We start from the raw sequence: 26722 nt of genomic DNA on the forward strand, positions 1-26722 counted from the left end.
AAGGAGCCCCGATGCATCAACCGCTTGCCGCCCCCGCGTCGCTCGACCGCGCGCCGATTCCGTTCGGCGAGTTCGTGGCGCTGGCGGCCGCGCTGATGGCGCTGACCGCGCTCGGCATCGATTCGATGCTACCGGCGCTTCCGGCGATCGGCGACAGCCTGGGCGTCGCCAATCCCAACGATCGCCAGTTCGTCATCACCAGTTTCCTGATCGGCTTCGCGGTCGCGCAGCTTGCGCACGGGCCGCTTTCCGACCGGTTCGGGCGGCGACCGATCCTCGGCGTGTCACTGCTGATCGCGGTCGTCACCAACCTGCTCGCGGCGGCGGCGGGAAGCTTCACACTCCTCCTGATCGCCCGCTTCGTCGCCGGGATGGCGGTCGCGGGCGCGCGGGTCGTGACCGTGGCGATGGTGCGCGACTGTTTTGCCGGGCGGCCGATGGCGCGGGTGATGAGCCTCGTCTTCGTCGTGTTCATGGCAGCCCCCGTGCTCGCGCCCGCGTTCGGCCAAATCGTGCTGCTGTTCGCGCCGTGGCGCTGGATCTTCGTCGGGATCGCCACCGTCGCCGGCCTTGTCCTCGCCTGGTTCTGGGTGCGGATGCCCGAGACGCTCGATCCCGAGCAGCGCAGCCCGCTGCGGCCCGGCCATATCCTGGCGGGCTTTGCCAAGGTGTGCCGCGACCGGATGGCAGTGGGCTATACGCTTGGCGCGACGCTCCTGTCGGGCGGGCTTTTCGGGTTCATCAACTCGATCCAGCAGATCATGGCCGACCTGTTCGGCGCGGCGGAGTGGCTGACGGTCGTCTTCGCCTGTGTCGCCGGCACGATGGCGCTCGCCAATTTCATGAACTCGCGCATCGTCATGCGGTTTGGCACGCGGCTCATTTCGCACAGCGCGCTTGCCGGGCTGATCGTGATCGCCGCGGTGCATCTGGCCGTCGGGCTCCTGGGCCTTGAATCGCTGCCGCTCTTCATCGTGCTTCAGGCGCTGTTGATGGCGTGCTTCGGGCTGGCCGCGTCCAATTTCTCGGCGATGGCGATGGAGAATATGGGCGGGATCGCCGGCCTCGCGTCGAGCTTCCAGGGGTTCGTGTCGACTCTCGGCGGCGCGCTGATCGGTGCGGTCATCGGCCAGTCTTTCGACGGGACGACGGTGCCGCTCTATTCGGGCTTCCTGCTGATGGGCCTCATCGCATTCTTCGTCGTCGCGGTCGCCGAGCGCGGGCGGATGTTCCGGCCGCACTAAGGAACGCGCGGCGGATCGGCCCGTTACCATCCTGCTTCAATCAAGGAGGGTGCGATGGGCGGACACCGTGTGGGCGAACAGGGCCCGAACGACGACGGCTTCGAGGAAGACGGCTATGACGAGAGCCAGCGGGCCGAGATTCTCGAGGCGACGCGAGACGGGCCGAGCGACGGCAACATCCTGACCGACCTTGCCCCCGATCTCGGCGACGATACCGCCGAGGAGGAGGATGCGCTCGACAATTTCTCCGACGACGAGGTCGGCGAGGAGGACGAGGACGTCGATCAGGACGAGGACGACCAGGCGGAGGACGAGGCGCAGGCCGACTTCGACGCCGATACGCTCGAGAACGGCGACGGCGACGACGATCTGGGCGACGGTGACCGTGCGGCGCTCGAACCCTGACGCACACACTTGACGGTCGCGCTTCGGCTTCGGCACCTTGGGCGGCGATGAGAAACGCGTCGCCCTTGGTCGTGCTGGCGCTGCTTGCGGGATGCGGCGGCGGCGAGGAAGCGGGTAACAATTCGGCGGGCGCCGCCGATGCCCCCGCCGTCACGCTGATGAACGAGGAAGCGGCGGAGGCGGACAATGCCGCGCTCGCGCCGCTGCCCGAGCCGGAGGCGAACCTCGCGGCGCCCGACGCCTCGCTGCCCGGCATCGACGCGCCGCCGCTTGCCCCGCGCGCGCAGCCTACTGCGACGCCCACGCCGGAGGCTGGCCGCGCCGGCGCGGCGCGGATCGTTCGCGCCTATTACGACAGAATCGCTAGCGGTGATTATGCCGCTGCACGGGCGATGTGGGACGACAACGGCGAAGCGTCGGGGCTGTCGCCCGCCGATTACGCGAAGCGCTTCGACCGCTTCGCCGATTTCAAGGCAGTGGTCGGTCCCGCCGGCCGGATCGATGCGGGCGCGGGCCAGCGCTACGTCGAGGTGCCCGTCACCGTCACGGCCCGGATGAAGGAGGGCGGCGAGGTCGTCGAGCGGCGGGGGATCGTGACGCTGCACCGGACCGGCGATATCGAGGGGGCGACCCCCGCCCAGCAACGCTGGCGCATCGCCAGCGCGGAAATCCTCCCGCGCGCGCCAGCACCGCTTCCCGGGTCGGCCCCCGTGCCAGCACCCGAAGCCGAGACGCCGATCATCACCGCACGCTATGCCTGCGAGGGCGGCGTCCGGCTGATCGCGCGGTTCGACAACGCCAAGGACGAGGTGACATTGCGCCGCGGCTATCGCGCGCTCGGCACGCTGCAACAGCAGCCGAGCGGGTCGGGCATCTGGTACAAGGGCGAAGGCGGCCTCGAACTGCGTGGCAAGGGCAATGCGGCGACGATCACCATTCCGGGTGGCGCGCCGCTGTCCTGCGAGGCGCGTTGATGGGGACGCCGTACCGCGTCGAGATCACCGCTACCGACGCCGACATCGACGAACTCGGCCACGTCAACAACGCGGTCTGGGTGAAGTGGATTCAGGACGTCGCCGGCGCCCATTGGTACGCGGTCGCGGCGCCGGGCGACGTTGATGCCTATGTCTGGGTCGTGATCCGGCACGAGATCGACTATAGCGGAAACGTCCGCGCGGGCGACCGTGTGACGGCGGAAACCTGGGTCCCGGAGCCGCCGCGCGGGGCTCGCTTCAATCGCCATATGCGGTTTCTGGGCGAGGACGGGCGCGTGCGGGTCGAGGCCGTCACCACCTGGGCGCTGATCGAGCGCGCGAGCGGGCGGCTGATGCGCGTGCCCGCGGAGATGGCGGCGCCGTTTCTGGCGTGACCGTTTAGTCTCCATGTCACCCCGGATCCATTCCGGGGTGACGATGAATGTGCAGGCAAAGAAAAAGGCCGGGGTTTCCCCCGGCCTTTTGCTTATTCGGTGCCACCGAAGGTGCGCTGCCACCAGCCGCGACGCGGCGGGCCTTCGGGTTCGGTCGAGACGACCGTCGGCTCGGGATTCGCCGCGGCGGCCTCAGCCTCGGCCTCGATCGGCTGCGCCGCTTCGCCCACGACCGACACAGGCTCCGGCGTGCGGTCGGCGGGAATCGCTGCTCCGGCAGTAGCATCGACCGGCGCGGTGTCGGCCTTCTTGCGGCGGGTACGCTTGGGCTTGGCTGGAGCCTCGGCTTCCGCGTCGGCGACAGGTGCCGTCACGACTTCGGCCTCGACCGGCGCGGCCTCTACGTCCGCCTTCTTGCGGCGAGTGCGCTTGGGCTTTGCCGGCGCCTCGGCCTGCGCGTCGGCGACAGGTGCCGCTTCGACCTCGGCCTCGATCGGCGCGGCCTCTACATCTGCCTTCTTGCGGCGGGTGCGCTTGGGCTTGGTCGGCGCTGCCTCGACCGGCTCGGCCGGGGTCGCATCGGCGACAGTGACGGCGGTTTCGGCCTCGACCGGGGCTTCGCCATCGACCGGCTCGGCGGCATCGTCGGCGTTGTCGTCCGACGCATCGGCGGCGACGCGCGACTCGCCTTCCTCGCGGCGACCGCCACGACGACGGCGGCGACGGCGGCGACGCTCGCCACCCTCGGCCGGGGCCTGGGCCTCGGCGGTCACCGTCTCGGCATCGCCCTCGACGGTATCAAGGGAAGCGTTGCTCTCGCCCTCGCTGTCACCGGCTTCGCTCTCGATCGCGTTGCCGTTCTCGTCTTCGCGCTGGCGACCGCGGCGACCGCGGCGACGGCGGCGCTTGCGGCCGCGGCCGCCCTCGTCGCCTTCGCCCGAGCGCTCACGCTCGCGGCGCGGTTCGGTGCGCTCGGTCTCGGTCGCCTCGACGGTTTCCTCTTCTTCCTCTTCCTCGTCGAACTCCTCGATCTCGGGCTCGTCGAATTCCTCGACGATCGGGTCGAGTTTGGGCGCATAGGCCGGCGGCGGGCCGGACGCCTCGACCGACATGCGCGCGCCTTCGAGCTCGCCGTCGGCGGCCACCTCGACCATCACGCCGTAGCGATCCTCGATCTCGGCAATGTCGGCGCGCTTCTTGTTGAGGACGTAGAAGGCGGCTTCCTGGCTGGCGCGCAGCAGGAGCTGCGAGCCGCGACCGCGCGCGGCCTCCTCCTCGATCAGGCGCAGCGCCGACAGGCCCGCGGACGATGCGGTGCGGACGAGGCCCGTGCCCTCGCAATGCGGACAGGTACGGGTGGACGCCTCGAGCACGCCGGTGCGCAGGCGCTGGCGGCTCATTTCCATGAGGCCGAAGGCGCTGATGCGGCCGACCTGGATGCGCGCGCGATCGTTCTTCAGCGCCTCCTTCATCGCCTTCTCGACCTTACGGACGTTGGACGAGTGGTCCATGTCGATGAAGTCGATGACGACTAGGCCGGCCATGTCGCGCAGGCGAAGCTGGCGCGCGATCTCGTGCGCCGCCTCGAGGTTCGTGGCGGTCGCGGTCTGCTCGATATTGTGCTCGCGCGTCGAACGGCCCGAGTTGATGTCGATCGACACCAGCGCCTCGGTCGGGTTGATGACGAGATAGCCGCCCGACTTCAGCTGGACGACGGGGTGGTACATCGCCGCCAGCTGATCCTCGACGCCGAAGCGCTGGAAGAGCGGGACCGCGTCGGAATATTGCTTCACCCGCCGCGCATGGCTGGGCATCAGCAGCTTCATGAAGTCCTTGGCGTGGCGGTATCCTTCCTCGCCCTCGACGATCACCTCGTCGATCTCGCGATTGTAGATATCTCGGATCGCCCGCTTGATGAGGTCGCTGTCGCCATAGACGAGCGCGGGCGCCGACGACTTCAGCGTATTCTCGCGGATCCCGTCCCACAGGCGGGCGAGATAGTCGAAGTCGCGCTTGATCTCTGTCTTGGTGCGCTGGAGGCCCGCGGTGCGTACGATGCAGCCCATGGTCGAGGGCAGCTTCATGTCGGCCATGATCGCCTTCAGCCGCTTGCGGTCGGCCGCCGACGAAATCTTGCGGCTGATGCCGCCGCCATGCGCGGTGTTGGGCATGAGGACGCAGTAACGGCCGGCGAGCGACAGATAGGTGGTCAGCGCCGCACCCTTGTTGCCGCGCTCTTCCTTGACGACCTGAACCAGCAGCACCTGGCGGCGGCGGATCACATCCTGGATCTTGTAGCGGCGGCGCAGGTTCATGCGGCGCTGGCGCAGCGCCTCTGCCGGGTCGTCGCCATTGCCCTTCTTGCGGCGCGGGGCGGGGCCGCCCTCTTCGCCGCCATGCTCGCCGTCGTGCTCGGCCTCTTCCTCGTCGTCGCCGGGACGCTCGAGCACCTCGACGTCGCCGTCCTCGTCGTCGTCATGATCCTCAGCGGCGCGCAGCGCGGCCTCTTCGGCGGCATGCTCGGCCTCTTCGGCGAGCAGGGCGTCGCGATCCTCCTTGGGGATCTGATAATAATCGGGATGAATTTCGGAAAAGGCGAGGAAGCCGTGGCGGTTGCCGCCGTAATCGACGAACGCGGCCTGGAGCGACGGCTCGACGCGCGTCACCTTGGCCAGATAGATATTCCCCTTGAGCTGCTTTCGCTCGGCCGACTCGAAGTCGAATTCCTCGATGCGGTTACCCTGGACGACGGCGACGCGGGTTTCCTCCCGGTGCCGTGCGTCGATCAACATGCGTGTTGCCATTCAAAACTCTCCGCGGCGCCGGCGGCGCGTGGCCGGCCGGGCGCCGATGCGATGGATTGGCCCCTGCGCGCATCGCGTCGGGGACCGTTCGATGTGGATGAAGTGCCTCTGCTGCCGCAGACTGGCCGGGGCGTTCGCCCGGCAGCGTCCGTGCCACGCGCCGGCCCGTGGGGGCGGCGGGGTGGCGAAGGACGGAAACAAGCCTCATTGCAGCGTCAACCTGTGAGCGCCCGACCCCGTGAAGCACGCCGGATCGGGCGGATGTCCCGACATGGCCCTGCATCAAACCTCGACGCGCCAGTATCGGTAACATGCGACGTAGCACCGGGTCGCCCGCGCATCAACCGGCGCAATTCTGCCGCCCTGCCGGCAAAATCGTGCCGAACGCCGCGTTAACCGCGCCGTTTCACCTCACTCCAAGGGGTCATCGCTAACCCTCTAGCCAACGAAAAGGGGCTTTCAGGGCGATGCGTTTTGACTGGACCGCCGCGCGGGCGGCGCGCCATAGCGGGCGGGTGATGTGGATCTTCGCGCTTCTCGCCGCCTGGATGGGCGGCGTTCCCGCGCTGGCGGGCGACCTGGCCGAGGTGCGGGTCAGCGACGAGGCGATCGTGGTGCGGCTGGACGGCAATGTCGCCGGCGCCTCCACTTTCATCCTCGATGCGCCGCGACGGATTGCGCTCGACATCGCGGGTGTCGCGCCCGGTGCGCGGGTCGAACCGGGCGGGCCGGTGGCGCGCGTGCGCCAGGGCGCGACCGAGCGGGGCGCGCGGCTCGTCTTCGATCTCGACCGTCCGGCAATCGTGCGCGAAGGGCGGTTCGATGCCGCCAGCGGCACACTGACCCTCGTCCTTCGCCGTGTCGACGACCAGCGGTTCGCGCGCGCCGCCGCAGAGGGCCGGTTGCCGCTCGCCGGCTTCGACGGCGGTTTCGAGATGGCGCGCCGGCCCAGCATGCCGCCCGCCAATGTCGGCTCGCGCGTCAGCCTGCCCGTCCCGGCGGCGAAGCGCGCGCCCGCGCTGCCGCGCATCTATGGCGACGACGACAGCCGTCCGCTGGTGGTGATCGACGCGGGCCATGGCGGCAAGGACCCCGGCGCGCTGAACGACGAAGCGGGGCTGCGCGAGAAGGACGTGACGCTCAAGACCGCGCTGGCGATCAAGGAGCGGCTGCTCGACAGCGGACGCGTCCGCGTCGCGCTGACGCGCGAGGACGACCGGTTCCTCATTTTGCAGGAGCGCTATGGCATCGCGCGGCGGCTGAAGGCCGACCTGTTCATCTCGATCCACTGCGACAGCGCGGGCAACCCCGAGGCGACCGGCGCCACCGCCTATACGCTGTCCGAAGTCGCGTCCGACAAGGAAGCCGCACGGCTGGCGGCGCGCGAGAACAAGGCCGACATCATCGCCGGCCTCGATCTGGGCGATCAGGCGAGCGACATTTCCTCGCTGCTGATCGACCTGGCCCAGCGTGAGACGATGAACCGCTCGGCCAGCTTCGCACGGCTGCTGGGGCGCGAGGCCAAGCCGCTGATGCCGACCAAGGACAATTTCCATCGGATGGCGAGCCTCGTCGTGCTCAAGGCGCCGGATATGCCGTCGATCCTGTTCGAGACAGGCTATATCTCGAACGCGGGCGATGCCGAGTTCCTAGGGTCGAAGGACGGGCGCAAGAAGGTGGCCGAAAGCGTCGCGCGCGCAGCCGAGGTCTATTTCGCGCGGCGGATGGCGTCGCGCTGAAAATCGGCATCGCTCCACTCGCCGCGGCGGCATTTCCAACCGCCGCACTCTCGTCTAAACCGCGCGCCTGATGGCGGAAGCGGACGCGAACTCGGTCAATTTCAGGCTCCAGCGCGGCGAGGGTGCGGGCGGGTGGTTCACCCGGTTGCGCCGTCGCTGGTGGTTCCGGCTGCTCGCCGTGCTGGCGCTGCTGGCGGGCATCGGCATGGTCGCCGGCTGGGCGCTGTTCGCGCGCGACCTGCCGAGCGTCGATGCGCTCAAGGCCTATGAGCCGCCGCTGCCTACCACGATCCGTTCGGCCGACGGCACGCCGATCCACACCTATGCGCGCGAGCGGCGGGTCGAGCTCGACTATGCCGAGTTTCCGCCGCTCCTCGTCCGCGCGTTCCTGGCGGCCGAGGACAAGACGTTCTTCGAGCATCACGGCGTCGACTTTCCGGGCTTCGCCGGCGCGGTCGTCGATTACGTCAGCAAGATGGGCACCGGCGCGCGCGCCCGCGGCGGGTCGACCATCACCCAGCAGGTTGCGAAGAACCTGCTGATCGGCAACGAATATTCGCCCTCGCGCAAGGTGCGCGAGATGATCCTTGCCTGGCGGATCGAGGATGCGCTGACCAAGCCGCAGATTCTCGAGCTCTATCTGAACGGCATTCCGATGGGCCGCCGCGCGTTCGGCGTGCAGGCGGCGGCGCGCGCCTATTTCAACAAGGATGTGGACCAGCTCGCGCTTCAGGAAATGGCGTTCCTGGCGACGCTGCCCAAAGCGCCCGAAAGCTATGGCCGCGCAGCGAATGCCGATCGCGCGCTGGAACGGCGCAACTGGGTGTTGTCGGAGATGCTGCGCAACGGCTTCATCAACAACGCGCAGTATCAGACTGCGCGTGGCGAACCGCTGGGCCTGTCCGATCGCCAGCTGCCGACACTCCAGTCCAAGGCAGGCTATTATGTCGAGGAAGTGCGCCGCCAGCTGATCGACCGCTTCGGCGAGAAGGCGGCGGAGGGGCCGTACAGCGTCTATGACGGCGGCCTCTGGGTGCGCACCTCGCTCGACCAGAAGATCCAGGCCGACGCGACCGACGCGCTGCGCCGCGGGCTGCTCCGCTTCGATTCGGGGCGCGGCTGGTCGGGGCCGATCAAGATGCTCGACATCGCCGACGGCTGGCAGGGGCCGCTCCTTGCCAGCAACATGGCGATCGACTTCGACAACTGGCGGGTCGGGGTGGTCGTGTCGCGCGGGTCGGACAGTGCCGAGATCGGCTTTACTGACGGCACCACCGGCACGATGCCGCGCTGGGGGGCGCAGATGCCGGTGCGCGGCAAGGGCGGGACCGCCTTCGCCGCGCTGAAGGTCGGCGACGTGATCGCCGTCGCGCCCGAGGGCGGGGAGTGGGTGCTGCGCAGTATCCCCAAGATTTCGGGCGGCATGGTGGTGGAGGACCCGCGGACCGGCCGGCTCCTCGCGCTGCAGGGCGGGTTCGACGCGAGTCTCGACAGCTTCAACCGCGCGACGCAGGCGATGCGCCAGCCTGGCTCGACGATCAAGCCGATCGTCTATGCCGCCGCGTTCGAGGCGGGGATGACCCCCGCGACGATCATCGTCGACGGCCCGTTCTGCGTCTATCAGGGTGCGCGGCTGGGGCAGAAATGCTTCCGAAACTTCGGCAATTCGCGCGGGGCGGGGCCGCATACCATTCGCTGGGGCCTCGAACAGTCGCGCAACCTGATGACGGTGCAGGCGGCGAACCGCACCGGCATGGAAAAGGTGGTGGGGCTGATGCAGCGGATCGGCATCACCGACCAGAAATATGCGCCCTATCTCTCCTATGCGCTCGGCGCGGGCGAGACGACGGTGATGCGGATGGTCAACGCCTATTCGATCCTCGCCAACAACGGGCGCCAGCTCACCCCCAGCGTCATCGACTTCGTCCAGAACCGCAAGGGCGAGGTGATCTGGCCCGAGCGGTGGCGCGCGTGCGAGCGGTGCAACATGCCCGACTGGGACGGCAAGCCGATGCCGCGCCCGCGGATTCGCGCGCGCCAGGTCGTCGATGCGGTCAGCGCCTATCAGATGACGCATGTGGCCGAGGGCGTGATCCAGCGCGGCACCGCGACGATCCTGCGCGACTTCGGCCGGCCGATCATGGGCAAGACCGGCACCTCGACCGGGCCAACCGACGTGTGGTTCGTCGGCGGCACGCCGCAGATGATCGCCGGCCTTTATCTTGGCTATGATCAGCCGCGCAGCCTGGGCGGCTATGCGCAGGGCGGCACGGTGGCGGCGCCGATCTTCAAGGCGTTTGCGACGAAGGCGTGGGAGGGGATGGAAGTGCTGCCCTTCCGCGCGCCGCCGGGCACGCGGATGGTGCGCATCGATCGCGCCTCCGGCCGACCGGTGACGGGCGCCTGGCCGACCGACGACCCCAAGGCGGCCGTCATCTGGGAAGCGTTCAAGCCCGAGAGCGAACCCACCCGCCAGCGCCGCAACCGCGAGGCCGAAGCACAGGCAAAGGCCGAAGCCGCCGCCAAGGCAAAGGCCGCCGCTGCTGCCGCACGCCGCGAACAGCAGCAACGCCCGTCCGACAGCGATTTCTTGCAAAGGGAGGGCGGGATTTACTAACGCGGTCCCGACCCCCTTCGTCATCTCGGCGAGAGGCCGGGATCGCCCGGTTGGCGGGCGCAGGATCGCCAGCGATTCCAGCCTTCGCTGGAATGACGTTCAGAGAATTGGAGTTTCCCATGCGCGCCGAAGCGCAGGCCTATGCCGACCAGATCAACGACGCGCTCGCGCTCTTACGCCGCTTTCTCGATTGGGATCGTGCGCTGCGCCGGCTCGACGAGCTCAATGCGCGCGTCGAGGACCCGACCTTGTGGGACAATCCGCGCGCCGCGCAGGAAGTGATGCGCGAGCGCCAGCGGCTCGACACCGCGATCGGCGCGACGCGGGCGATCGAGCGTGAACTGAGCGACACCGCCGAACTGATCGACATGGCCGATGCCGAGGGCGATGCCGAGATGGCCGAGGAGGGCGTCGCGGGCCTCAGGGCACTCGCCGCGCGCGCCGAGGAAGACAAGATCAAGGCGCTCTTGGCGGGCGAAGCCGACGCAAACGACGCCTATCTGGAAGTGCACGCTGGTGCCGGCGGCACCGAGAGCCAGGACTGGGCCGAGATGCTCCAGCGCATGTACGCGCGATGGGCCGAGCGAAAGGGCATGAAGGTCGAGATCGTCGACTATCATGCCGGCGATCAGGCGGGGATCAAGTCGGCGACGCTGCTGCTCAAGGGCGAGAACGCCTATGGCTATGCCAAGACCGAGAGCGGCGTGCACCGACTCGTCCGCATCAGTCCCTATGACAGCTCGGCGCGGCGGCACACCAGCTTCTCGTCGGTGTGGGTCTATCCGGTGATCGACGATTCGATCGACATCGAGATCAACGAAAGCGACCTCAAGATCGACACCTATCGCGCGTCGGGTGCGGGCGGACAGCACGTCAACACCACCGATTCGGCGGTCCGCATCACCCACGTGCCCTCGGGCATCATCGTCGCCAGCCAGAACGACCGTTCTCAGCACAAGAACCGTGCGACCGCGATGGGGATGCTGCGCGCCCGCCTCTACGAAGCCGAGCTTCAGAAGCGCGAGGCGGCGGCGATGAGCGACTACTCGGCCAAGACCGAGATCGGTTGGGGCCACCAGATCCGCTCCTACGTCCTCCAGCCCTATCAGCTGGTCAAGGATCTGCGCACCGGCGTGACTTCGACCGCGCCGTCGGACGTGCTAGACGGGGCGCTCGACCCGTTCATGGCCGCCGCGCTGTCGCAGCGCGTGACCGGTGAAAAGGTCGAGGTGGAGGACGTCGATTGAGCAAGCGGGGGGCGCCGATGCTGACATGGCTGGCACCGGCGCTCGCGCTGGCGGCAACGGCGTGCGAGGCGCCGGTGAAGGCCCCCGCGGCGAACAGGACCGAGGAAAAAGTCGAGGGCCGCTTCCCCGCCGCCGACCGCCCCGTCGCGACGATCGTCTCCGCCCGCTGGTCGACCGAGGAAGCGCGCGACCGCGTCAAGGAAGGCGCGACCGTCATGGACAAGGCGGGGATCAAGCCCGGCATGACCGTCGCCGACATTGGCGCGGGCGAGGGGTATTACACCATTCGCCTCGCGGCGCGGGTGGGTGAGGACGGCCGCGTGCTGGCCGAGGACATCGTGCCAGAGGTTCGCGACGGCTTGGCCCAGCGCGTGGCGCGCGAGCGACTGGACAATGTCAGCGTGCGGCTGGGCCTGCCCGAGGATCCGCGGCTGCCCGAGAACAGCTTCGACCGGATCCTGATGGTGCACATGTACCACGAGATCGCCGAGCCGTACGAGTTCCTGTGGCGGATGCGCCCGTCGCTGCGACCCGGCGGCGAGGTGATCGTCGTCGATGCCAATCGCGCGACCGAGAATCACGGGACGCCCCCCGCGCTCCTCGAATGCGAGTTCGCCGCGGTCGGCTACAAGCTCGTCCGGCGTGAGGAGATGCCGAGCGCAGGCGGCTATGTCGCCGCCTTCCGCGCGGAGGGCGATCGCCCCAAGCCCGAGACGATCCGCGCCTGCCGTATCGACCGGGCGGATGGCCCCGCGATGCCACAGCCCCGCGCGACGGGCGACATGCCGGACTGACCCTTCTCCCCTCCCTGGAAGGGATGGGCTGGGGTGGGTAGGGCCGTGAGGCTCTTACGCGGCCGACAACCGGCCGACCCACCCCCGACCCCTCCCCTTGTGAGGGGGGGATACGGCCGCCCCCTCCCTGGCCCCCCTCCGTCACCCCAGCGAAGGCTGGGGTCTCTTTGTGGCCGCGCGCTCCTGTTGCCGGCAGCGATCCCGGCTTTCGCTGGGATGACGGGATAAGGCGGAATCACGCAGGATGGTTGCCCCGTTCACGACCCGCGGCCATGCTCAGGTCTCGACAAAGGGGGATGGGTTGATGCGGCACGCTTTCTGGGCGGCGACGGCGGTGATGGCGGTGGCGAGCGGCGCGCAGGCGCAGACGCGTGCCGACGCGCCGATGCTGGCGATCAAGGCCGACCCTGCCGATGCGCGCGTACTCGTCACGCTGCCGCCGCCCGATGCGCAGGGCATTGCCGGCCGCTTCATCCATGTCGCCGCGCTGCGCAGCGGGCTCGGCTCGGCCGAGATCGCGCTCGACCGGGGACAGGTGGGGCCGGAGCAGATCGTCGCCTTTCGCCGTTACGGCAAGAAGGTCGCCGTTACCTTCGAGAACACCCGCTTCCGCGCCACCGGCGATGCGGGCACCGAGCGCGGCGCGCGGGAGAGTTTCGCGTTCAGCATCGCGGCGATGCTGGATATCGTCTCGACCGGGGCGGACGGATCGCTGACGGTCGACCTGTCGCCGTTCCTGACGCGCGATATCCTCAATATCGCCGATACGCTGAACGGGAGCGGGTCGGGCGCCGACCTCGCCATCGGGGGCCGCGCGGGCAAGGGGTTCAAGCTGGCGGGGGACCTTAGCGCGGTCGACCTCGGCTCGATCAAGGCGTTCCCCGACAATGTCGAGATCGACGCGGTGCAGACCTACACGTCCGACACGCCGGGGCGCGAAGTGTCGTCGATCGCACCCGAACCGCGCCAGGCGAGCTTCGTCGTGCATCACAGCTTCGTCCGCCTGCCGCCGCCGGGCTTCGCGCCGCGTCGGCTCGACATCCGATCGGGCGCGTTCGGGACGAGCTATTACGATTATGGCAGCCCGCTCGGCTCGCCGGTGCTGCAACAGCTCGCCAACCGGTTTCGGCTGGAAAAGGTCGATCCCACAGCGCCGCGGTCGCGCGTGAAGAAACCGATCGTCTTCTATATCGATCCGGCCGCGCCGGAACCGATCCGCACCGCGCTGATGGAGGGCGTCAATTACTGGCGCGACGCGTTCGAGGCGGCGGGGCTGATCGACGCGTTCCGCGCGGAGATCCTGCCGCCGGGCGCCGATCCGATGGACGTGCGCTACAATATGGTCAACTGGTCGAACCGGCTGACGCGCGGCTGGTCGTACGGCGGCGGCATCACCGATCCGCGCACGGGCGAAATCATCAAGGGCAATGTCGTCATCGGTGCGCTGCGCGTCCGGCAGGACATGGTGATCTTCGAGGGGCTGGTGGGGACCGCCGGCAACGACAGCGGCGGGGGGCAGGACCCGGTGAAAGCGTCGCTCGACCGCATCCGGCAGCTGGGCGCGCACGAGGTCGGCCACGCGCTTGGCTTCGCGCACAATTTCGCCGCGAGCACGCAGGATCGCGCGTCGGTGATGGACTATCCCGGGCCGCGGGTGAAGGTGACGGACGGCGCGCTCGACCTGTCGGACGCCTATGCGCCCGGCATCGGCGCGTGGGACCGGTTCGCGGTCGACTGGCTCTATGGCGCGACCGATGATGCGGGCGGGATCGCGCGGGCGGCGGCCGCACAGGGGCTGCGCTATGCCACCGACACCGACGGGCGCTCGGCCGATGCGCCCAATCCCTATGGCAGCATGTGGGACGACGGGGGGGACCCGCTCGCGCATCTGGCGCACCAGCTGGAGGTGCGGCGCATCGCGCTGTCGCGGTTCGGGCCGCAGGTGCTGCGCGCCGGGGAGCCGCTGTCGGACCTTCGGCGCAAGTTCGTGCCGGTCTGGCTGTTCCACCGCTATGCCGTCGATGCCGCGGGCAAGCTGATCGGCGGGATCGACACGCGCTATGCGCTGGCGGGGGATGGAGGGCCGGTGCCGACGCCGGTGGCGGCGGCGACGCAGCTGGCCGCGATCGACGCGCTGGTGGGGACGCTGTCGGCAGAGACGCTGACGGTGCCCGCGGGCCTCGTCCTGCCGCTGTCGTCGGCGACCAACGTGACGGGCGACCCGCAATATAATCAGGAAGTGCTGCGCACCGCCGCCGGCCCCGCCTTCGACCCGCTGGTCGCCGCCGATGTCGCGGCGCAGGTGCCGCTCGACAGCCTGCTCGCCCCCGCGCGCCTCGCCCGGCTGGTCGAGCAGCATCGCCGCGAGCCGTCGCTGCCGGGGATCGAGTCGGTGCTGGGTCGCCTCGACGCCCGCGTGCTGACGCCGGGCAGCGATCCGGTCGCCCGCCGCATCGCGTGGCGCGCGGCGATGACGATGGCCGCGACCGCGCGCGATCCCGCGACTTCGCCCGAGGTGGCGGCGGCGCTCGGCGATCGCCTGTCCCGGCTGGCGGCGCGGTCAGGGAAGGGCGATGCCTGGTCGCGGCATCTGGCCGGCGTGCTCGGCGACGAGGAGCGGCTGAAGGCGGAGTTGGCAAAGCGGCAGGCCAAGCCGACGATCCCGCCGGGGATGCCGATCGAGAGCGAGTGGTTCGGGAGCGAATGAGGGTGTTGCTGCTTGGCAGTGGCCGCTCGGTTCTGAGGGGTGCTGGAGAACTTTTGGCGATTTGCGTGTCGTCGCTCTCGGCATCGCCCGTCTATTCGACGGTCGATGCGGCTTCGGACGGGCAGCAGATGCTACCGAACGTTCAGGCGCCCCCTCCTGTGACCCTAAGGGCGCCGCCGGTGGATCGGACTGCATATCGTCTTCCTGGCAGCGAATGGCTGATAGGCCTGCCGGCGGATCGGGTTACGGTGGCGCTGGCGCAAGGTTTGCAGATCAAGGAATTGAATTCGGCCACCCTACAAAGCGACGGATCGATCGAGGTTATCACCGATCGGTGCTACGTTCTGATTGAAACGTCGCGGATGACGGCGGATGGACTGAACGTGATCGAGCACCTGGCGCCAGTGGTCTCGCATGTCGCCGGTCTGACGCGGGATTGGAAGGCGTTGAGCGAGGCAGAAGCGGAAGCGTGTGGTGTCTCCCTTCAAGCGGCGTCCGGCCGAAATCGTCAGTGAGAACTGCTGCATAACAGGCGCGAGGTTATGTTTGTGAGACGCACAACGCCTCCCGCATCGCCGCATAGCTTCCCGACGCCGCCGCTCTTCCCCCCGCTGCATCCACCATGATCGCCACCCGCCGCCGTCGGTCGAACCCGGCAAGCTCGGCCATCGCCACCCCCGGCCCGGCGAAGCAGCGCGGCATCACCGTGATGCCGAGGCCCGCGCGGACATGCGCCAGCGCCCATTCGTCGTTGGTGGTGCGCGCCGCGAAGAACGGCCGCACCCCGCGGTCGGTGAAGTGGCGGCTGACGGCGGCGAGCGCTTCGCAGTGGCGGCGGACCAGCATCGTCTCGCCGGCGATCTCCTCCGCCGTCACGCGGTCGCGGCCGGCGAGCCGGTGGGTCGAGGCCATGGCGACGGCATAGCCTTCCTCGAAGAGCAATTCGCCGGTGAAGTCACCCTCGGCCGGCGCAACCACGGCGTCGAGGCGGCGGCGGTCGAGGCGGGCGATGAGGTCGCGGCGCGTCCCCTCGACCAGTTCGAGCCGCTCGTCGGGCGCGGCAACGCGCGCGGCGGCGACCGCGCGTTCGACCATCGCGGCGGGGATCGACGGCGCGATGCCGATGCGGATCAGGCGCGCGGGAGCGGTGTCGGCACCCGCCCGCTCGACCTCGGCGAACTCGGCCTCGATCCGGCGGGCATGGGCGAGCAGGCGCGTGCCGGCAAGCGTCAGCTCGACCCGGCGGCTGTCCCGCTCGAACACCGGTGCGCCGACCAGCCGCTCCAGCTTGGCGATGCCCGACGACAGCGTCGGCTGCGACACGCCGGCGGCGCGGGCGGCGCGGGAGAAGTTGCCGTGATCGACCACCCCCAGGAAATAGCGCAGCAGATAGCGGTCGATCATAGACCCCGTCTATCGCCCGATTCCGCCGGCATCAATTTCCCTCGGGAGCCGGGACGGGGTAGAAGAGCCGCAAAATAGCTGACTGGAGAGGGCATGACCCCCGATTTCGACTTCGCGCTGGGTGAAAGCGCCGACATGATCCGCGACGTGACGCAGCGGTTCGCCAGCGAGCGCGTCGCGCCGCTCGCCGCGCGCATCGACGCTGACGACTGGTTTCCGCGCGAGGAACTGTGGGCGGCGATGGGTGAGCTCGGCCTGCACGGCATTACGGTGGCGGAGGCGGACGGCGGGCTCGGCCTCGGCTATCTCGAACACGTCATCGCGTGCGAGGAAGTGGCGCGGGCCTCGGCCTCGATCGGGCTTTCTTATGGCGCGCATTCGAACCTGTGCGTCAACCAGATCGCGCGCTGGGCTAATGCCGAGCAGAAGGCGAAGTACCTGCCCAAGCTGATCTCCGGCGAGCATGTCGGCAGCCTCGCCATGTCGGAGGCGAGCGCGGGCTCGGACGTCGTCTCGATGAAGCTGCGCGCGACCCCGGTCGAGGGCGGGTGGAAGCTCAACGGCACCAAGTTCTGGATCACCAACGCCGCCTATGCCGACGTGCTCGTCGTCTATGCCAAGACGGGCGAGGGCAGTCGCGGGATCACGACGTTCCTGATCGAAAAGGACATGCCCGGCTTCTCGATCGGGCAGAAGATCGACAAGATGGGGATGCGCGGTTCGCCGACCGCCGAGCTCGTGTTCGACGACTGCTTCGTGCCCGCCGAAAACGTGATGGGGCCGGAGAATGGCGGCGTCGGCGTGCTGATGAGCGGCCTCGACTATGAGCGCACGGTGCTCGCCGGCATCCAGCTCGGGATCATGCAGGCGTGCCTCGACGTGGTCGTGCCGTATCTTCGTGAGCGCAAGCAGTTTGGGCAAGCGATCGGCAGCTTCCAGCTGATGCAGGCCAAGATCGCCGACATGTACGTCGCGCTCAATTCGGCGCGAGCGTATGTTTATGCCGTGGCGCGGAGCTGTGACGCGGGGCGCACCACCCGGTTCGATGCGGCGGGCGCGATCCTGCTGGCCAGTGAGAACGCGTTCAAGGTGGCGGGCGAGGCGGTGCAGGCGCTGGGCGGCGCCGGCTATACGAAGGACTGGCCGGTCGAGCGGTTCCTGCGCGATGCCAAGCTGCTCGACATCGGCGCGGGGACCAACGAGATCCGCCGGATGCTGATCGGCCGCGAACTGATCGGCGCGGCCGAGCGGGTGGCGCAGTGAGCGCGCCGGTCCTGCCGACGCAGGTCCAGCCCGACAGCGATGCCTTTCGCGCCAATGCCGCGCACAATCGCGCGCTAGCCGAGAAGCTACGCGCCGACGTGGCGAAGGCCGCGCTTGGCGGTAGCGAGAAGGCGCGCGAGAAGCACACCGCGCGCGGCAAGCTGCTGCCCCGCGAGCGGGTCGAGCGGCTGCTCGATCCGGGCTCGCCGTTCCTCGAAATCGGCCAGTTCGCGGCTTTCGACCTCTACGACGGCGAAGTGCCCGGTGCGGGCGTGATTGCCGGGATCGGCCGCGTGTCGGGACGCACCGTCATGATCGTCGCCAACGACGCGACGGTGAAGGGCGGCACCTATTTCCCGATGACGGTGAAGAAGCACCTGCGCGCGCAGGAGATCGCGGAGGCCAACCGGCTGCCGTGCATCTACCTAGTGGACTCGGGCGGCGCCAACCTGCCGCATCAGGCCGAGGTGTTTCCCGACCGCGACCATTTCGGCCGCATCTTCTTCAACCAGGCGAACATGAGCGCCAAGGGCATTGCCCAGATCGCCTGCGTGATGGGCAGCTGCACCGCCGGCGGCGCGTATGTGCCGGCGATGAGCGACGAGAGCGTCATCGTCCGCAACCAGGGCACGATCTTCCTTGCCGGCCCGCCGCTGGTGAAGGCGGCGACGGGGGAGGAGATCAGCGCCGAGGATCTGGGCGGCGGCGATCTGCACGGGCGCCGTTCGGGCGTGGTCGATCATGTCGCCGAGAATGACGAGCACGCCCTGGCAATCGTTCGCGACATCGTCTCGACGCTGCCGGCCGACTTTGCGCACGGCCTGACGCTGCGCGAACCCCGCGAGCCAAAATACGCGGCCGAAGAACTCTACGGCATCGTGCCGCAGGACGTGCGCGCGCCGTACGACGTGCACGAGGTGATCGCGCGGCTGGTCGACGGCAGCGAGTTCCACGAGTTCAAGGCGCTCTACGGATCGAGCCTCGTCTGCGGCTTCGCGCATCTATGGGGGATGCCGGTCGCGATCCTCGCGAACAACGGCGTGCTGTTCAGCGAAAGCGCGGTCAAGGGCGCGCACTTCATCGAACTCGCGCAGCAGCGGCGCGTACCGCTCCTGTTCCTACAGAACATCTCCGGCTTCATGGTCGGCGGGAAGTACGAGGCGGAGGGGATCGCCAAGCACGGCGCCAAGCTCGTCACCGCGGTCGCGACGGCGACGGTGCCAAAGCTGACGGTCCTGATCGGCGGCAGCTTCGGTGCGGGCAATTACGGCATGTGCGGGCGCGCTTACTCGCCCCGCTTCCTGTTCAGCTGGCCCAACAGCCGCATCAGCGTGATGGGCGGGGAGCAGGCAGCCAGCGTGCTGGCGACCGTCCACCGCGACGCCGCCAACTGGACGCCGGAACAGGCGGAGGCGTTCAAGCAGCCGATCCGCGACGATTACGAGGCACAGGGCAATCCCTGGCACGCCACCGCGCGCCTGTGGGACGACGGCATCGTCGATCCGGTGCAGACGCGCGACGTCCTCGGCCTCGCGCTCGCCGCCAGTCTCAACGCCCCCATTCCCGAGCGCCCGTCGTTCGGCGTGTTCCGGATGTGATGCCGATGATCCGCTCTCTCCTGATCGCCAATCGCGGCGAGATCGCCTGCCGCATCATCCGCACCGCGCAGGCGATGGGCATCCGCACCGTTGCGGTCTATTCCGATGCCGATGCCGGCGCGCTGCATGTACGACAGGCGGACGAGGCGGTGCACATCGGCCCGTCGCCGGCGCGCGAAAGCTACCTCGTGGCCGAGAAGATCATTGCCGCGGCGAAGGCGACGGGGGCGGAGGCGATCCACCCCGGCTACGGCTTCCTGTCCGAAAATGCCGAGTTCGCCGAGGCGGTGGCGGCGGCGGGCCTGATCTGGGTCGGTGCGACGCCGCATTCGATCCGCGCGATGGGGCTGAAGGACGCCGCCAAGAAGCTGATGGCTGAGGCGGGCGTGCCCGTCACCCCCGGCTATCTGGGCCAGGACCAGTCGCCCGCGCGCTTGCAGGCGGAGGCCGATGCGATCGGCTATCCCGTACTCATCAAGGCGGTGGCAGGCGGCGGCGGCAAGGGGATGCGCCGGGTCGAGGCGTCCGCCGACTTCGCCGACGCGCTCGCCTCGTGCAAGCGCGAGGCGGCGGCATCGTTCGGCGACGATCGCGTGCTGATCGAGAAATACATCCTCTCGCCCCGGCATATCGAGGTGCAGGTGTTCGGTGACACGCATGGCAACGTCGTCCACCTGTTCGAACGCGACTGCTCGCTTCAGCGCCGCCACCAAAAGGTGATCGAGGAAGCCCCGGCGCCGGGCATGGACGAAGTGACGCGGGCGGCGATCTGCGCTGCCGCGGTCCGCGCGGCTGAGGCGGTCGACTATGTTGGCGCGGGGACGATCGAGTTCATCGCCGACGCAAGCGACGGCCTGCGGGCCGACCGCACCTGGTTCATGGAAATGAACACGCGGCTTCAGGTCGAGCATCCGGTCACCGAGGAGATCACCGGCGTCGATCTGGTCGAATGGCAACTGCGCGTGGCAAGCGGCGAGCCGCTGCCCAAGCGGCAGGACGAACTGTCGATCGACGGCCACGCGATTGAGGCACGGCTCTATGCGGAGAACCCCAATAGCGGCTTCCTGCCGTCGACCGGCGACTTGTCGGTGCTCGACCTGCCGCACGGGGCGTTGCGCGTCGAGACGGGCGTGGTCGAGGGCGGCGCGGTAACGCCCTTCTATGACCCGATGATTGCCAAGCTGATCGTCCATGCCGAAACCCGCGATGCGGCGATTGAGATGCTGGCCGACGAAATGGAGAGCGTCGGCGTCTGGCCCGTCGCGACCAATGCCGGGTTCCTCGTCCGGGCGCTGCGCCATCCGGGCTTCGGGAGCGGCGCGATCGACACCGGGTTCATCGCCGCCAATCTCGAAAACCTGCTGCCCGCGACCGAGCCGAGCGATGCGGCATTGACCGCGGCGGCGCATACCCTCGCTTGGGCCGAAAGCGACATGGCTGCCTCTGGCGGGGCGTGGGCCGAGGTCGGGCCGATCCGCCTCAACGCCGCCCCGCGCAGCCGCCTGATGGTCGCTAGCGGCGGCGCCGCGCGCGAGGTCAATTTGCTGGCGGGCGAGCCTGAGACCGCGGGTCGGCTGATCGACAACACGCTGGTGATCGTTGAAGAAGGTAACGCCTTCGCCTTCACGCGCCACCGGGCCGGTGCCGCCGGCACCGGCGCCGCCGCCGACGGTGCGATCCTGTCGCCGATGCCGGGCCGGGTGCTGTCGGTCGAGGTTGCGGCCGGTGATGCCGTGGTAAAGGGCCAGAAGCTCCTGACGCTGGAAGCGATGAAGATGGAGCATACGCTGACCGCGCCGTTCGACGGCACCGTCGCCGAACTCAACGCCGCCGCCGGCGCGCAGGTGCAGGTCGAGGCGCTGCTCGCGCGGATCGAGCGGGGGGAGGGCTGATGGCGGGGCGCTATTTCGACGAATGGCAGGTCGGCGACCGTATCGAGCACGAGATCCGGCGGACGGTGACCGAGACTGACAACCTCCTCTTCTCGACCATGACTCACAATCCGCAGCCGCTGCACCTGGATGCGGAGGCGGCGAAGGCGTCGGAGTTCGGGCGCATCCTCGTCAACGGCACCTTCACCTTCGCGCTGATGGTGGGGCTGAGCGTCGGCGACACGACGCTCGGCAGCCTCGTCGCTAACCTCGGCTACGACCAGCTCGTCATGCCGTCGCCGGTGTTCATCGGCGACACGCTGCGCGCGACGAGCGAGGTGACCGACCTGCGGCCGTCGAAGTCGCGGCCGGGGCAAGGGATCGTCACCTGGCGGCACGAGATGTTGAATCAGCGCGATGAAGTTGTCTGCCGCTGCCTGCGCTCCGCCCTCTTGAAGTCGCGCGGCGCATGAGGTCGTTGCTGTTCGTCCCCGGCGACCGGCCCGAACGCTTCGCCAAGGCGCTGGCGTCGGGCGCGGACGCGCTGATCCTCGACCTCGAGGATTCGGTGGTGCCCGAGGCGAAGGGCCGCGCGCGCGACGCGATCGCGGCGTTCCTCCGGAACGAGCATCCGGCGCGTATCTTCGTCCGGGTGAATCCGCTCGGCAGCGAATGGGTCGAGGCCGACACCCAGGTGGCGGCGAAGGCGGACGGCATCGTCCTGCCCAAGGCGGAGGGTGCGGCGAGTGTAGAGGCGCTGCTGGCGCTGACCGGCGATGCGCCGCCGATCCTGCCGATCGCCACCGAAACGCCGCGCGCGGTGTTCGCGCTCGGCGATTACGGGGCGGTCGCGGATCGACTCGCCGGGCTGACCTGGGGCGCCGAGGACCTGCCCGCCGCGATCGGCGCGGCGACCAGCCGCGAGGATGACGGCAGTTATACGGCCCCCTATCGTGTCGTCCGCGCGCTGACGCTGTTCGGCGCCCATGCAGCCGGCGTGCCCGCGATCGAGACGGTGTTCCCGTCGATCAAGGACGAGGCCGGGCTCGCCCGCTACGCCGCCGCGGGCGCGCGCGACGGATTCACCGGCATGATGGCGATCCACCCGGCACAGGTCGCCGCGATCAACGCCGCCTTCACGCCGTCCGCAGATGCGCTCGACTACGCAGCCCGCGTGGTCGCGGCGTTCGAGGCGAACCCGGGCGCAGGGGCGCTGCAACTAGACGGCAAGATGATCGACGCGCCGCACCTGAAACAGGCTAGAGCGCTGCTGGACCGCGCGGCGACGCTCGGCGGGGGGCGAGCGTAACCAGCCACATATCGGGCACCGCGCCCAATCGCAGCGGCAACAGACTGGTGCCGAGGCCGGCGCCGACGATCAGTGTCTTGTCGCCCTCTCGCACGATGCCGCAGGCGTAGCGATCGCCGTAAGCCGACATGGTGGCGACGGCGCCGACGATCGGCAGGCGGATCTGGCCGCAATGCGTATGTCCGGCCAGCATCAGCGGCACCGACGCGGGCACCGCCGGAAAGGGATCCGGGCTGTGGCTCAGCAGGATCGGCAGCCCGCCGACGCGGTCCATCGCCGCGATCGTGGCGGGAAGGTTCGCGCGGCGCGTGAAGGCATCGTCGAGTCCGCCGATCACGAGCGGTCCCACGCGTATGGCCTGATTGTCGAGAAGGCGGACCCCCGCCTTTGCCAGCGCGACATGCGCCTGCCGCGTGCTGCGCCAATGGTCGTGATTGCCGAGCACGGCGACGACGCCGAGGCGCGGTCGCAGCGCGGCGAGCGGGCGGGTGGCGGGATCGAAGGCATAAAGCCGCGTCGCCGTGCGCTTGTCGCTGACGAAATCGCCCGCGATCAGCACGAGGTCGGGGCGCTGCGCGTTGGCGATCGTGACGAGATGCGCGAGCCGCTCGGGGGGCATGTCCGGCCCCGCGACGTGAATGTCCGACAGCAGCAGCACGTGAAGCGGGCGTTCCCCCGGCGGCAGGATCGAAAGATGCGCCTCGCGAATGACGGGATCGGCCGTCGCGGTGCGGTAGGCCACCGTCAGGATCGTGAGCGCCGCGACGATCAGAACGAGTGCGGCGATCCGCAAGCCACGTTTCACGTGTCCGGCGCCCAGCCCGGCGGTGCCAGCTCGAACCCGGCAAAGTCGAAGCCGGGGGAGACGACGCAGCTGACCAGCGTCCAGCCGCTGTCGGCGTGCGCGGCCTGCCATTCGGCCGCCTCGATCCGCAATTGCGGCTGCTCGCCGCCGAGGATGTCCGGGCCCAGCCGCAGCGCCTCGACCGGCCCCGCATCGCGCGCCGCGCGCGACAGCGTGAGCGGGGCGCCCGCGTGCCAGAGCCACAGCTCGGTCGCATCGACGCGGTGCCAGTGTGATCGCTCGCCCGCCTTCAGCAGGAACAGGATCGCGGTCGCCGCCGCCCGCCTGTCGGGGGCAGCAGCCGCGCGCCACGTTTCGCGATACCAGCCGCCCTCGGGATGCGGGGCGAGGTTCAGGGTGGCGATGAGGGCTTCGGGGTCGTTCATTTCATGCCAATCCTTCCGGCGGATTAGGGCAAAGGGGTTGCCGGAACACCGATCGTACCCCGGCGGAGGCCGCGGTCCAGCATCCCGACGTTGCGCTGGCTGGCTCTGGACCCCTGCCTTCGCCGGGGTGCGGCATGAGTGTAAACCAGGTTGCCCGCCCCGGCTTCTGGGGTAACTCACTCGACCATCCGCCCGATCGGTACGCCCGGCCGATCGCGTTTGTTAGCGACCCGTTCAGTGCGCTTGGCCTACCAAGCGGTCATGCGTATCGGTCTGGCGGGCCTCGCGCCGCTCGCGCTACTCGCTTGTGTGTCGGGCGACGATCGGCCCGAGCCGCGCCGACCCGCCGCGAGCGCGCCGAAGCGGCGGCCGCCGCCCAAGCCCGTCGTGCCCGAACCGCCGCCGGCCGAAACGCGCCAGTGCCTTGCCGACCTCGACGCCGACCGGGTCGAGTATCGCACGCTCCCCGCACAGGATTTCGGTGGCGGCTGTGTCGTCGTCGGCGCGGTGCAGTTGCTCGATATCGGCGTGCCGGTCTCGGGCCTCAAGTCGATGCGCTGTCCGCTGGCGCGCAACTTCTCCAACTGGGTGCGCTACGGCGTCGCGCCTGCGGCCAAGCAGATGCTGGGCAGCGACCTCACGCGGATCGAAAGCTACGGCACGTTCAATTGCCGCGCGATCGCGGGCAGCGGCAAGCTGTCAGAACATGGCCGCGCGAACGCGGTCGATGTGGCGGTGTTCGTGCTCGCCGACGGGCGGCGCGTGAGCGTGCTCGATGACTGGAACGGCGGCAGCGACGAGGAGCGACGGTTCCTGCGCACCGTCTTCCAGTCCGCCTGCCGCCGGTTCGTCACCGCGCTAGGCCCCGAATATAATGCCGCGCACGCCAATCATTTCCACCTCGACATGGGCGGGCGGCCGCTGTGCCGGTGATCGTGGAGCGCTGACGCTTTCGCTCGACCACGCGCTCGGCTAAGGGCGGGCAAATGACCGATACACGAGTGCCGTCGCGCGTCTTTCGCCGCGCCGACGAAGATGCCGCCACCGCCCGTACGGGCACGACGACCCCGCAGACCGAGGATCCGGCCTACAAGCTGGCGTTCCAGGACCTCGACTTCCTGCTGCGCGAGGATCTGCGTCCCGTCCGCTTCCAGCTCGAGCTGCTGAAGCCGCAGCTCCTGCTCGACGAGGCGAAGATCGCTTCGACCTTCGTCATGTACGGCTCGGCGCGCATCCCCGAGCCCGACAAGGCGGCGGCGCTGCTCGAGCTCGCCGGCGACGGTCCCGGCCGCAAGGTGGCCGAGCGGCTGGCCGAGAAGGCGAAATATTACGACATCGCACGCGAACTCGCCCGCCTCGCCAGCGTGTTTCCGCGCGACGAGAGCGGGGCACGGCACTTCGTCGTGTGCTCGGGCGGCGGGCCGTCGATCATGGAGGCGGCCAACCGCGGCGCGACCGATGTCGGCGCCGAATCGGTGGGCCTCAACATCGTCCTGCCGCACGAACAGGCGCCCAATGCCTATGTCACCCCGTCGCTGTCGATGCAGTTCCACTATTTCGCGCTGCGCAAGATGCACTTCCTCTTGCGCGCGCGGGCGGTGGCGGTGTTCCCCGGCGGCTTCGGCACGTTCGACGAGGCGTTCGAGCTGCTGACCCTGATGCAAACGGGCAAGGTCGAGCGGATCCCCGTCCTGTTCTATGGCCGCGACTTCTGGGAGCGCGTCGTCAGCTTCGAGGCGTTGTGCGAGGAGGGGGTGATCGGCCCCAAGGACCTCGACCTCATCACCTGGGTCGAAAGCGCCGAGGAGGGCTGGGAGATCGTCCAGCGCTTCTGGCGCGAGAAGGAAGCGGCGGCCGCTTAACCGATCGCCGCCCAGCCGCTGAGGGCGCCCGCCGCGACGATGGCGGGCGTCACCCAGCCGCCCTTGAGCCGCCACGCCGCCGCGCACGCGGCAACGAAGATCGCCGCGGTGACAAGCGGCGCGGGCGTGCGCTCAGCGGTGCCGATGCCGAGGTCGACGACGGTTGCGGCGATGATCCCGACCACCGCGGCCGCCACGCCATCGAGCGCACGGTGGAGGCGCGGGTCGGCAACGATCGCCTCCAGCCGCTCGAAGAAGATCATCGAAAAGGCGAAGGCGGGCAGGAACATCCCCGCAGTGATCGCCAGCGCCCCCATCGGCCCGCCCGCGACATAGCCCGCGAACGTCGCGAAGATGACCAGCGGCGCGGGCAGCAGCCCCGCCACCGCCACGCCGTCGAGGAACGCGCCGTCGCTCAACCACCCGCGCCCCACCGTGTCGGCGCGCACATAGGGGATGGCGGTATAGGCGCCGCCGAAGGTGAGAAGCCCGCCCTTCAACCCCGCGAGGAACAGCGCGCCGAGCGTCGCGGTCGTGGCGGCGACGGGCGCCGTATCGTGGATCGCGCTACCGGGCAGCAACAGTCCCGCAATCGCTGCCGCGGCAACGACCGCGAGCACTGGCCACCCCGCCGTCACCACGCTTGCGATCCCGGCGGCGGCGAGGAGGAGCCAGAACGGCGTGCCCGCCAGCGTCGCCGCCAGCGAGACGACCGCAATGCCGATCGCGATCCGGTCGGTCAGGATATGGCTGCCGATCCGCCACACTGCGCGGACGATGACGCCGAGCACCGCCGCCTGCACGCCGAGCAGCACGCCCTCCAGCCCCGCGCGCCCCTCCACCAGCCGGACATAGAGCGCGCCGGCCGCCATCATCAGCACGAACCCCGGCAGCATGAAGCCGAGCCCGGCGAGCAGCCCGCCAATTCGCCCGCGTGCCAGCATCCCCATGTGCACGCACAATTCGTGCGCCTCCGGCCCGGGCAGCACCTGCATCACGCCCAGCAGGCGGTTGAAGCGCGGGCCGTCGATCCAGCGTTCGCGCTCGACCAGCGCCTCTCGCACCATCGCGATCTGTGCGACCGGCCCGCCGAACGCGGCCATGCCAAAGCGCAGGAACCGCCAGAAGAGCTGCGGCAGGGTGAGGGCAGGCGGACGGGCTTCGATCGTCATTCGGTTCGCTCCGATGCCGTGCGGACACGGACCAGGGAGCGGACTTGGATGGCGGGCCATCTGAACGGGCGTCCGCGAAAGGCCCGT

At 69.3% G+C, this 26722-nt stretch carries 22 protein-coding genes; 17 read left to right on the forward strand and 5 right to left on the reverse strand.

Annotated elements, in window-relative coordinates:
- The first annotated feature begins 11 nt into the window (after positions 1-11).
- The 4 genes from FHR19_RS01800 to FHR19_RS01815 are packed head-to-tail and all read left to right on the forward strand — an operon-like array spanning position 12 to position 3018.
- Positions 12-1244 carry a multidrug effflux MFS transporter gene (locus FHR19_RS01800; RefSeq protein ID WP_184023635.1) on the forward strand — a complete coding sequence of 411 codons (1233 nt, stop codon included), beginning with the start codon at positions 12-14 and terminating at the stop codon, positions 1242-1244.
- Between the two features lie 54 nt (positions 1245-1298).
- On the forward strand, positions 1299-1649 hold the full coding sequence (locus FHR19_RS01805; protein ID WP_184023637.1) for a DNA primase: 351 nt from the start codon (positions 1299-1301) through the stop codon (positions 1647-1649).
- A 47-nt stretch (positions 1650-1696) separates the two neighbouring features.
- The gene (locus FHR19_RS01810) at positions 1697-2623 is read left to right on the forward strand and encodes an MliC family protein (RefSeq protein ID WP_184023639.1); all 927 of its coding nucleotides are present in this window, start codon (positions 1697-1699) and stop codon (positions 2621-2623) included.
- Positions 2623-3018, forward strand: a complete 396-nt coding sequence (locus FHR19_RS01815) for an acyl-CoA thioesterase (protein WP_184023640.1) — start codon at positions 2623-2625, stop codon at positions 3016-3018. The genes FHR19_RS01810 and FHR19_RS01815 overlap by 1 nt, the downstream gene beginning before the upstream one ends.
- Before the next feature lie 92 nt (positions 3019-3110).
- Here the strand turns inward: FHR19_RS01815 and FHR19_RS01820 are convergent, their stop codons facing one another.
- On the reverse strand, positions 3111-5822 hold the full coding sequence (locus tag FHR19_RS01820; RefSeq protein ID WP_221228340.1) for an Rne/Rng family ribonuclease: 2712 nt from the start codon (positions 5820-5822) through the stop codon (positions 3111-3113).
- 467 nt (positions 5823-6289) lie between these two features.
- On the opposite strand from FHR19_RS01820, the gene FHR19_RS01825 reads away from it, so the two are divergent.
- From FHR19_RS01825 to FHR19_RS01850, 6 genes are all read left to right on the forward strand, one after another.
- Entirely contained in the window at positions 6290-7561 is a 1272-nt protein-coding gene (locus FHR19_RS01825) for an N-acetylmuramoyl-L-alanine amidase (RefSeq protein WP_184023641.1), read from the forward strand.
- A 70-nt stretch (positions 7562-7631) separates the two neighbouring features.
- Positions 7632-10178 (forward strand): penicillin-binding protein 1A, encoded by a 2547-nt coding sequence (locus FHR19_RS01830; RefSeq protein WP_184023642.1) that lies wholly within the window; start codon positions 7632-7634, stop codon positions 10176-10178.
- Positions 10179-10297: 119 nt separating this feature from the next.
- The gene (gene prfB / locus FHR19_RS01835) at positions 10298-11425 is read left to right on the forward strand and encodes a peptide chain release factor 2 (protein ID WP_184023643.1); all 1128 of its coding nucleotides are present in this window, start codon (positions 10298-10300) and stop codon (positions 11423-11425) included.
- A gap of 17 nt (positions 11426-11442) precedes the next feature.
- Entirely contained in the window at positions 11443-12219 is a 777-nt protein-coding gene (locus FHR19_RS01840) for a class I SAM-dependent methyltransferase (protein WP_184025726.1), read from the forward strand.
- A 304-nt stretch (positions 12220-12523) separates the two neighbouring features.
- Positions 12524-14926, forward strand: coding sequence for a zinc-dependent metalloprotease (locus tag FHR19_RS01845; protein ID WP_184023644.1), 2403 nt, complete (start codon positions 12524-12526; stop codon positions 14924-14926).
- On the forward strand, positions 14923-15441 hold the full coding sequence (locus FHR19_RS01850; RefSeq protein WP_184023645.1) for a hypothetical protein: 519 nt from the start codon (positions 14923-14925) through the stop codon (positions 15439-15441). Before FHR19_RS01845 ends, FHR19_RS01850 begins: the two co-directional genes overlap by 4 nt.
- A gap of 25 nt (positions 15442-15466) precedes the next feature.
- Here the strand turns inward: FHR19_RS01850 and FHR19_RS01855 are convergent, their stop codons facing one another.
- On the reverse strand, positions 15467-16330 hold the full coding sequence (locus FHR19_RS01855; protein WP_184023646.1) for a LysR family transcriptional regulator: 864 nt from the start codon (positions 16328-16330) through the stop codon (positions 15467-15469).
- A gap of 93 nt (positions 16331-16423) precedes the next feature.
- On the opposite strand from FHR19_RS01855, the gene FHR19_RS01860 reads away from it, so the two are divergent.
- Genes FHR19_RS01860 through FHR19_RS01880 form a run of 5 tightly spaced genes read left to right on the forward strand, consistent with a single transcriptional unit; the run spans position 16424 to position 22371 of the window.
- Entirely contained in the window at positions 16424-17593 is a 1170-nt protein-coding gene (locus FHR19_RS01860; protein WP_184023647.1) for an acyl-CoA dehydrogenase family protein, read from the forward strand.
- Positions 17590-19191 carry a carboxyl transferase domain-containing protein gene (locus tag FHR19_RS01865; protein WP_184023648.1) on the forward strand — a complete coding sequence of 534 codons (1602 nt, stop codon included), beginning with the start codon at positions 17590-17592 and terminating at the stop codon, positions 19189-19191. Before FHR19_RS01860 ends, FHR19_RS01865 begins: the two co-directional genes overlap by 4 nt.
- A gap of 5 nt (positions 19192-19196) precedes the next feature.
- Entirely contained in the window at positions 19197-21083 is a 1887-nt protein-coding gene (locus FHR19_RS01870; RefSeq protein WP_184023649.1) for an acetyl/propionyl/methylcrotonyl-CoA carboxylase subunit alpha, read from the forward strand.
- A complete protein-coding gene (locus tag FHR19_RS01875) occupies positions 21083-21535 on the forward strand; it encodes a MaoC family dehydratase (RefSeq protein ID WP_184023651.1) in 453 nt (150 codons plus the stop codon). Before FHR19_RS01870 ends, FHR19_RS01875 begins: the two co-directional genes overlap by 1 nt.
- On the forward strand, positions 21532-22371 hold the full coding sequence (locus FHR19_RS01880) for an HpcH/HpaI aldolase/citrate lyase family protein (RefSeq protein ID WP_184023652.1): 840 nt from the start codon (positions 21532-21534) through the stop codon (positions 22369-22371). The genes FHR19_RS01875 and FHR19_RS01880 overlap by 4 nt, the downstream gene beginning before the upstream one ends.
- On the opposite strand, the gene FHR19_RS01885 is transcribed toward FHR19_RS01880, so the two are convergent.
- On the reverse strand, positions 22322-23176 hold the full coding sequence (locus FHR19_RS01885; protein WP_343053125.1) for a metallophosphoesterase: 855 nt from the start codon (positions 23174-23176) through the stop codon (positions 22322-22324). The genes FHR19_RS01880 and FHR19_RS01885 overlap by 50 nt on opposite strands.
- Positions 23173-23601 (reverse strand): cupin domain-containing protein, encoded by a 429-nt coding sequence (locus FHR19_RS01890; protein ID WP_184023653.1) that lies wholly within the window; start codon positions 23599-23601, stop codon positions 23173-23175. The genes FHR19_RS01885 and FHR19_RS01890 overlap by 4 nt, the downstream gene beginning before the upstream one ends.
- 261 nt (positions 23602-23862) lie before the next feature.
- Between FHR19_RS01890 and FHR19_RS01895 the strand changes: the two genes are divergently transcribed.
- Positions 23863-24534: an extensin family protein gene (locus tag FHR19_RS01895; RefSeq protein WP_184023654.1), complete on the forward strand. Its 672-nt coding sequence runs from the start codon at positions 23863-23865 to the stop codon at positions 24532-24534.
- A 53-nt stretch (positions 24535-24587) separates the two neighbouring features.
- On the forward strand, positions 24588-25463 hold the full coding sequence (locus FHR19_RS01900; RefSeq protein WP_184023655.1) for an LOG family protein: 876 nt from the start codon (positions 24588-24590) through the stop codon (positions 25461-25463).
- On the opposite strand, the gene chrA is transcribed toward FHR19_RS01900, so the two are convergent.
- Positions 25460-26635: a chromate efflux transporter gene (gene chrA, locus FHR19_RS01905; RefSeq protein WP_184023656.1), complete on the reverse strand. Its 1176-nt coding sequence runs from the start codon at positions 26633-26635 to the stop codon at positions 25460-25462. The genes FHR19_RS01900 and chrA overlap by 4 nt on opposite strands.
- Positions 26636-26722: the final 87 nt, after the last annotated feature.

The sequence above is a fragment of the Sphingomonas yantingensis genome (assembly GCF_014199325.1).
GTDB classification, from domain to species: domain Bacteria; phylum Pseudomonadota; class Alphaproteobacteria; order Sphingomonadales; family Sphingomonadaceae; genus Sphingomonas; species Sphingomonas yantingensis.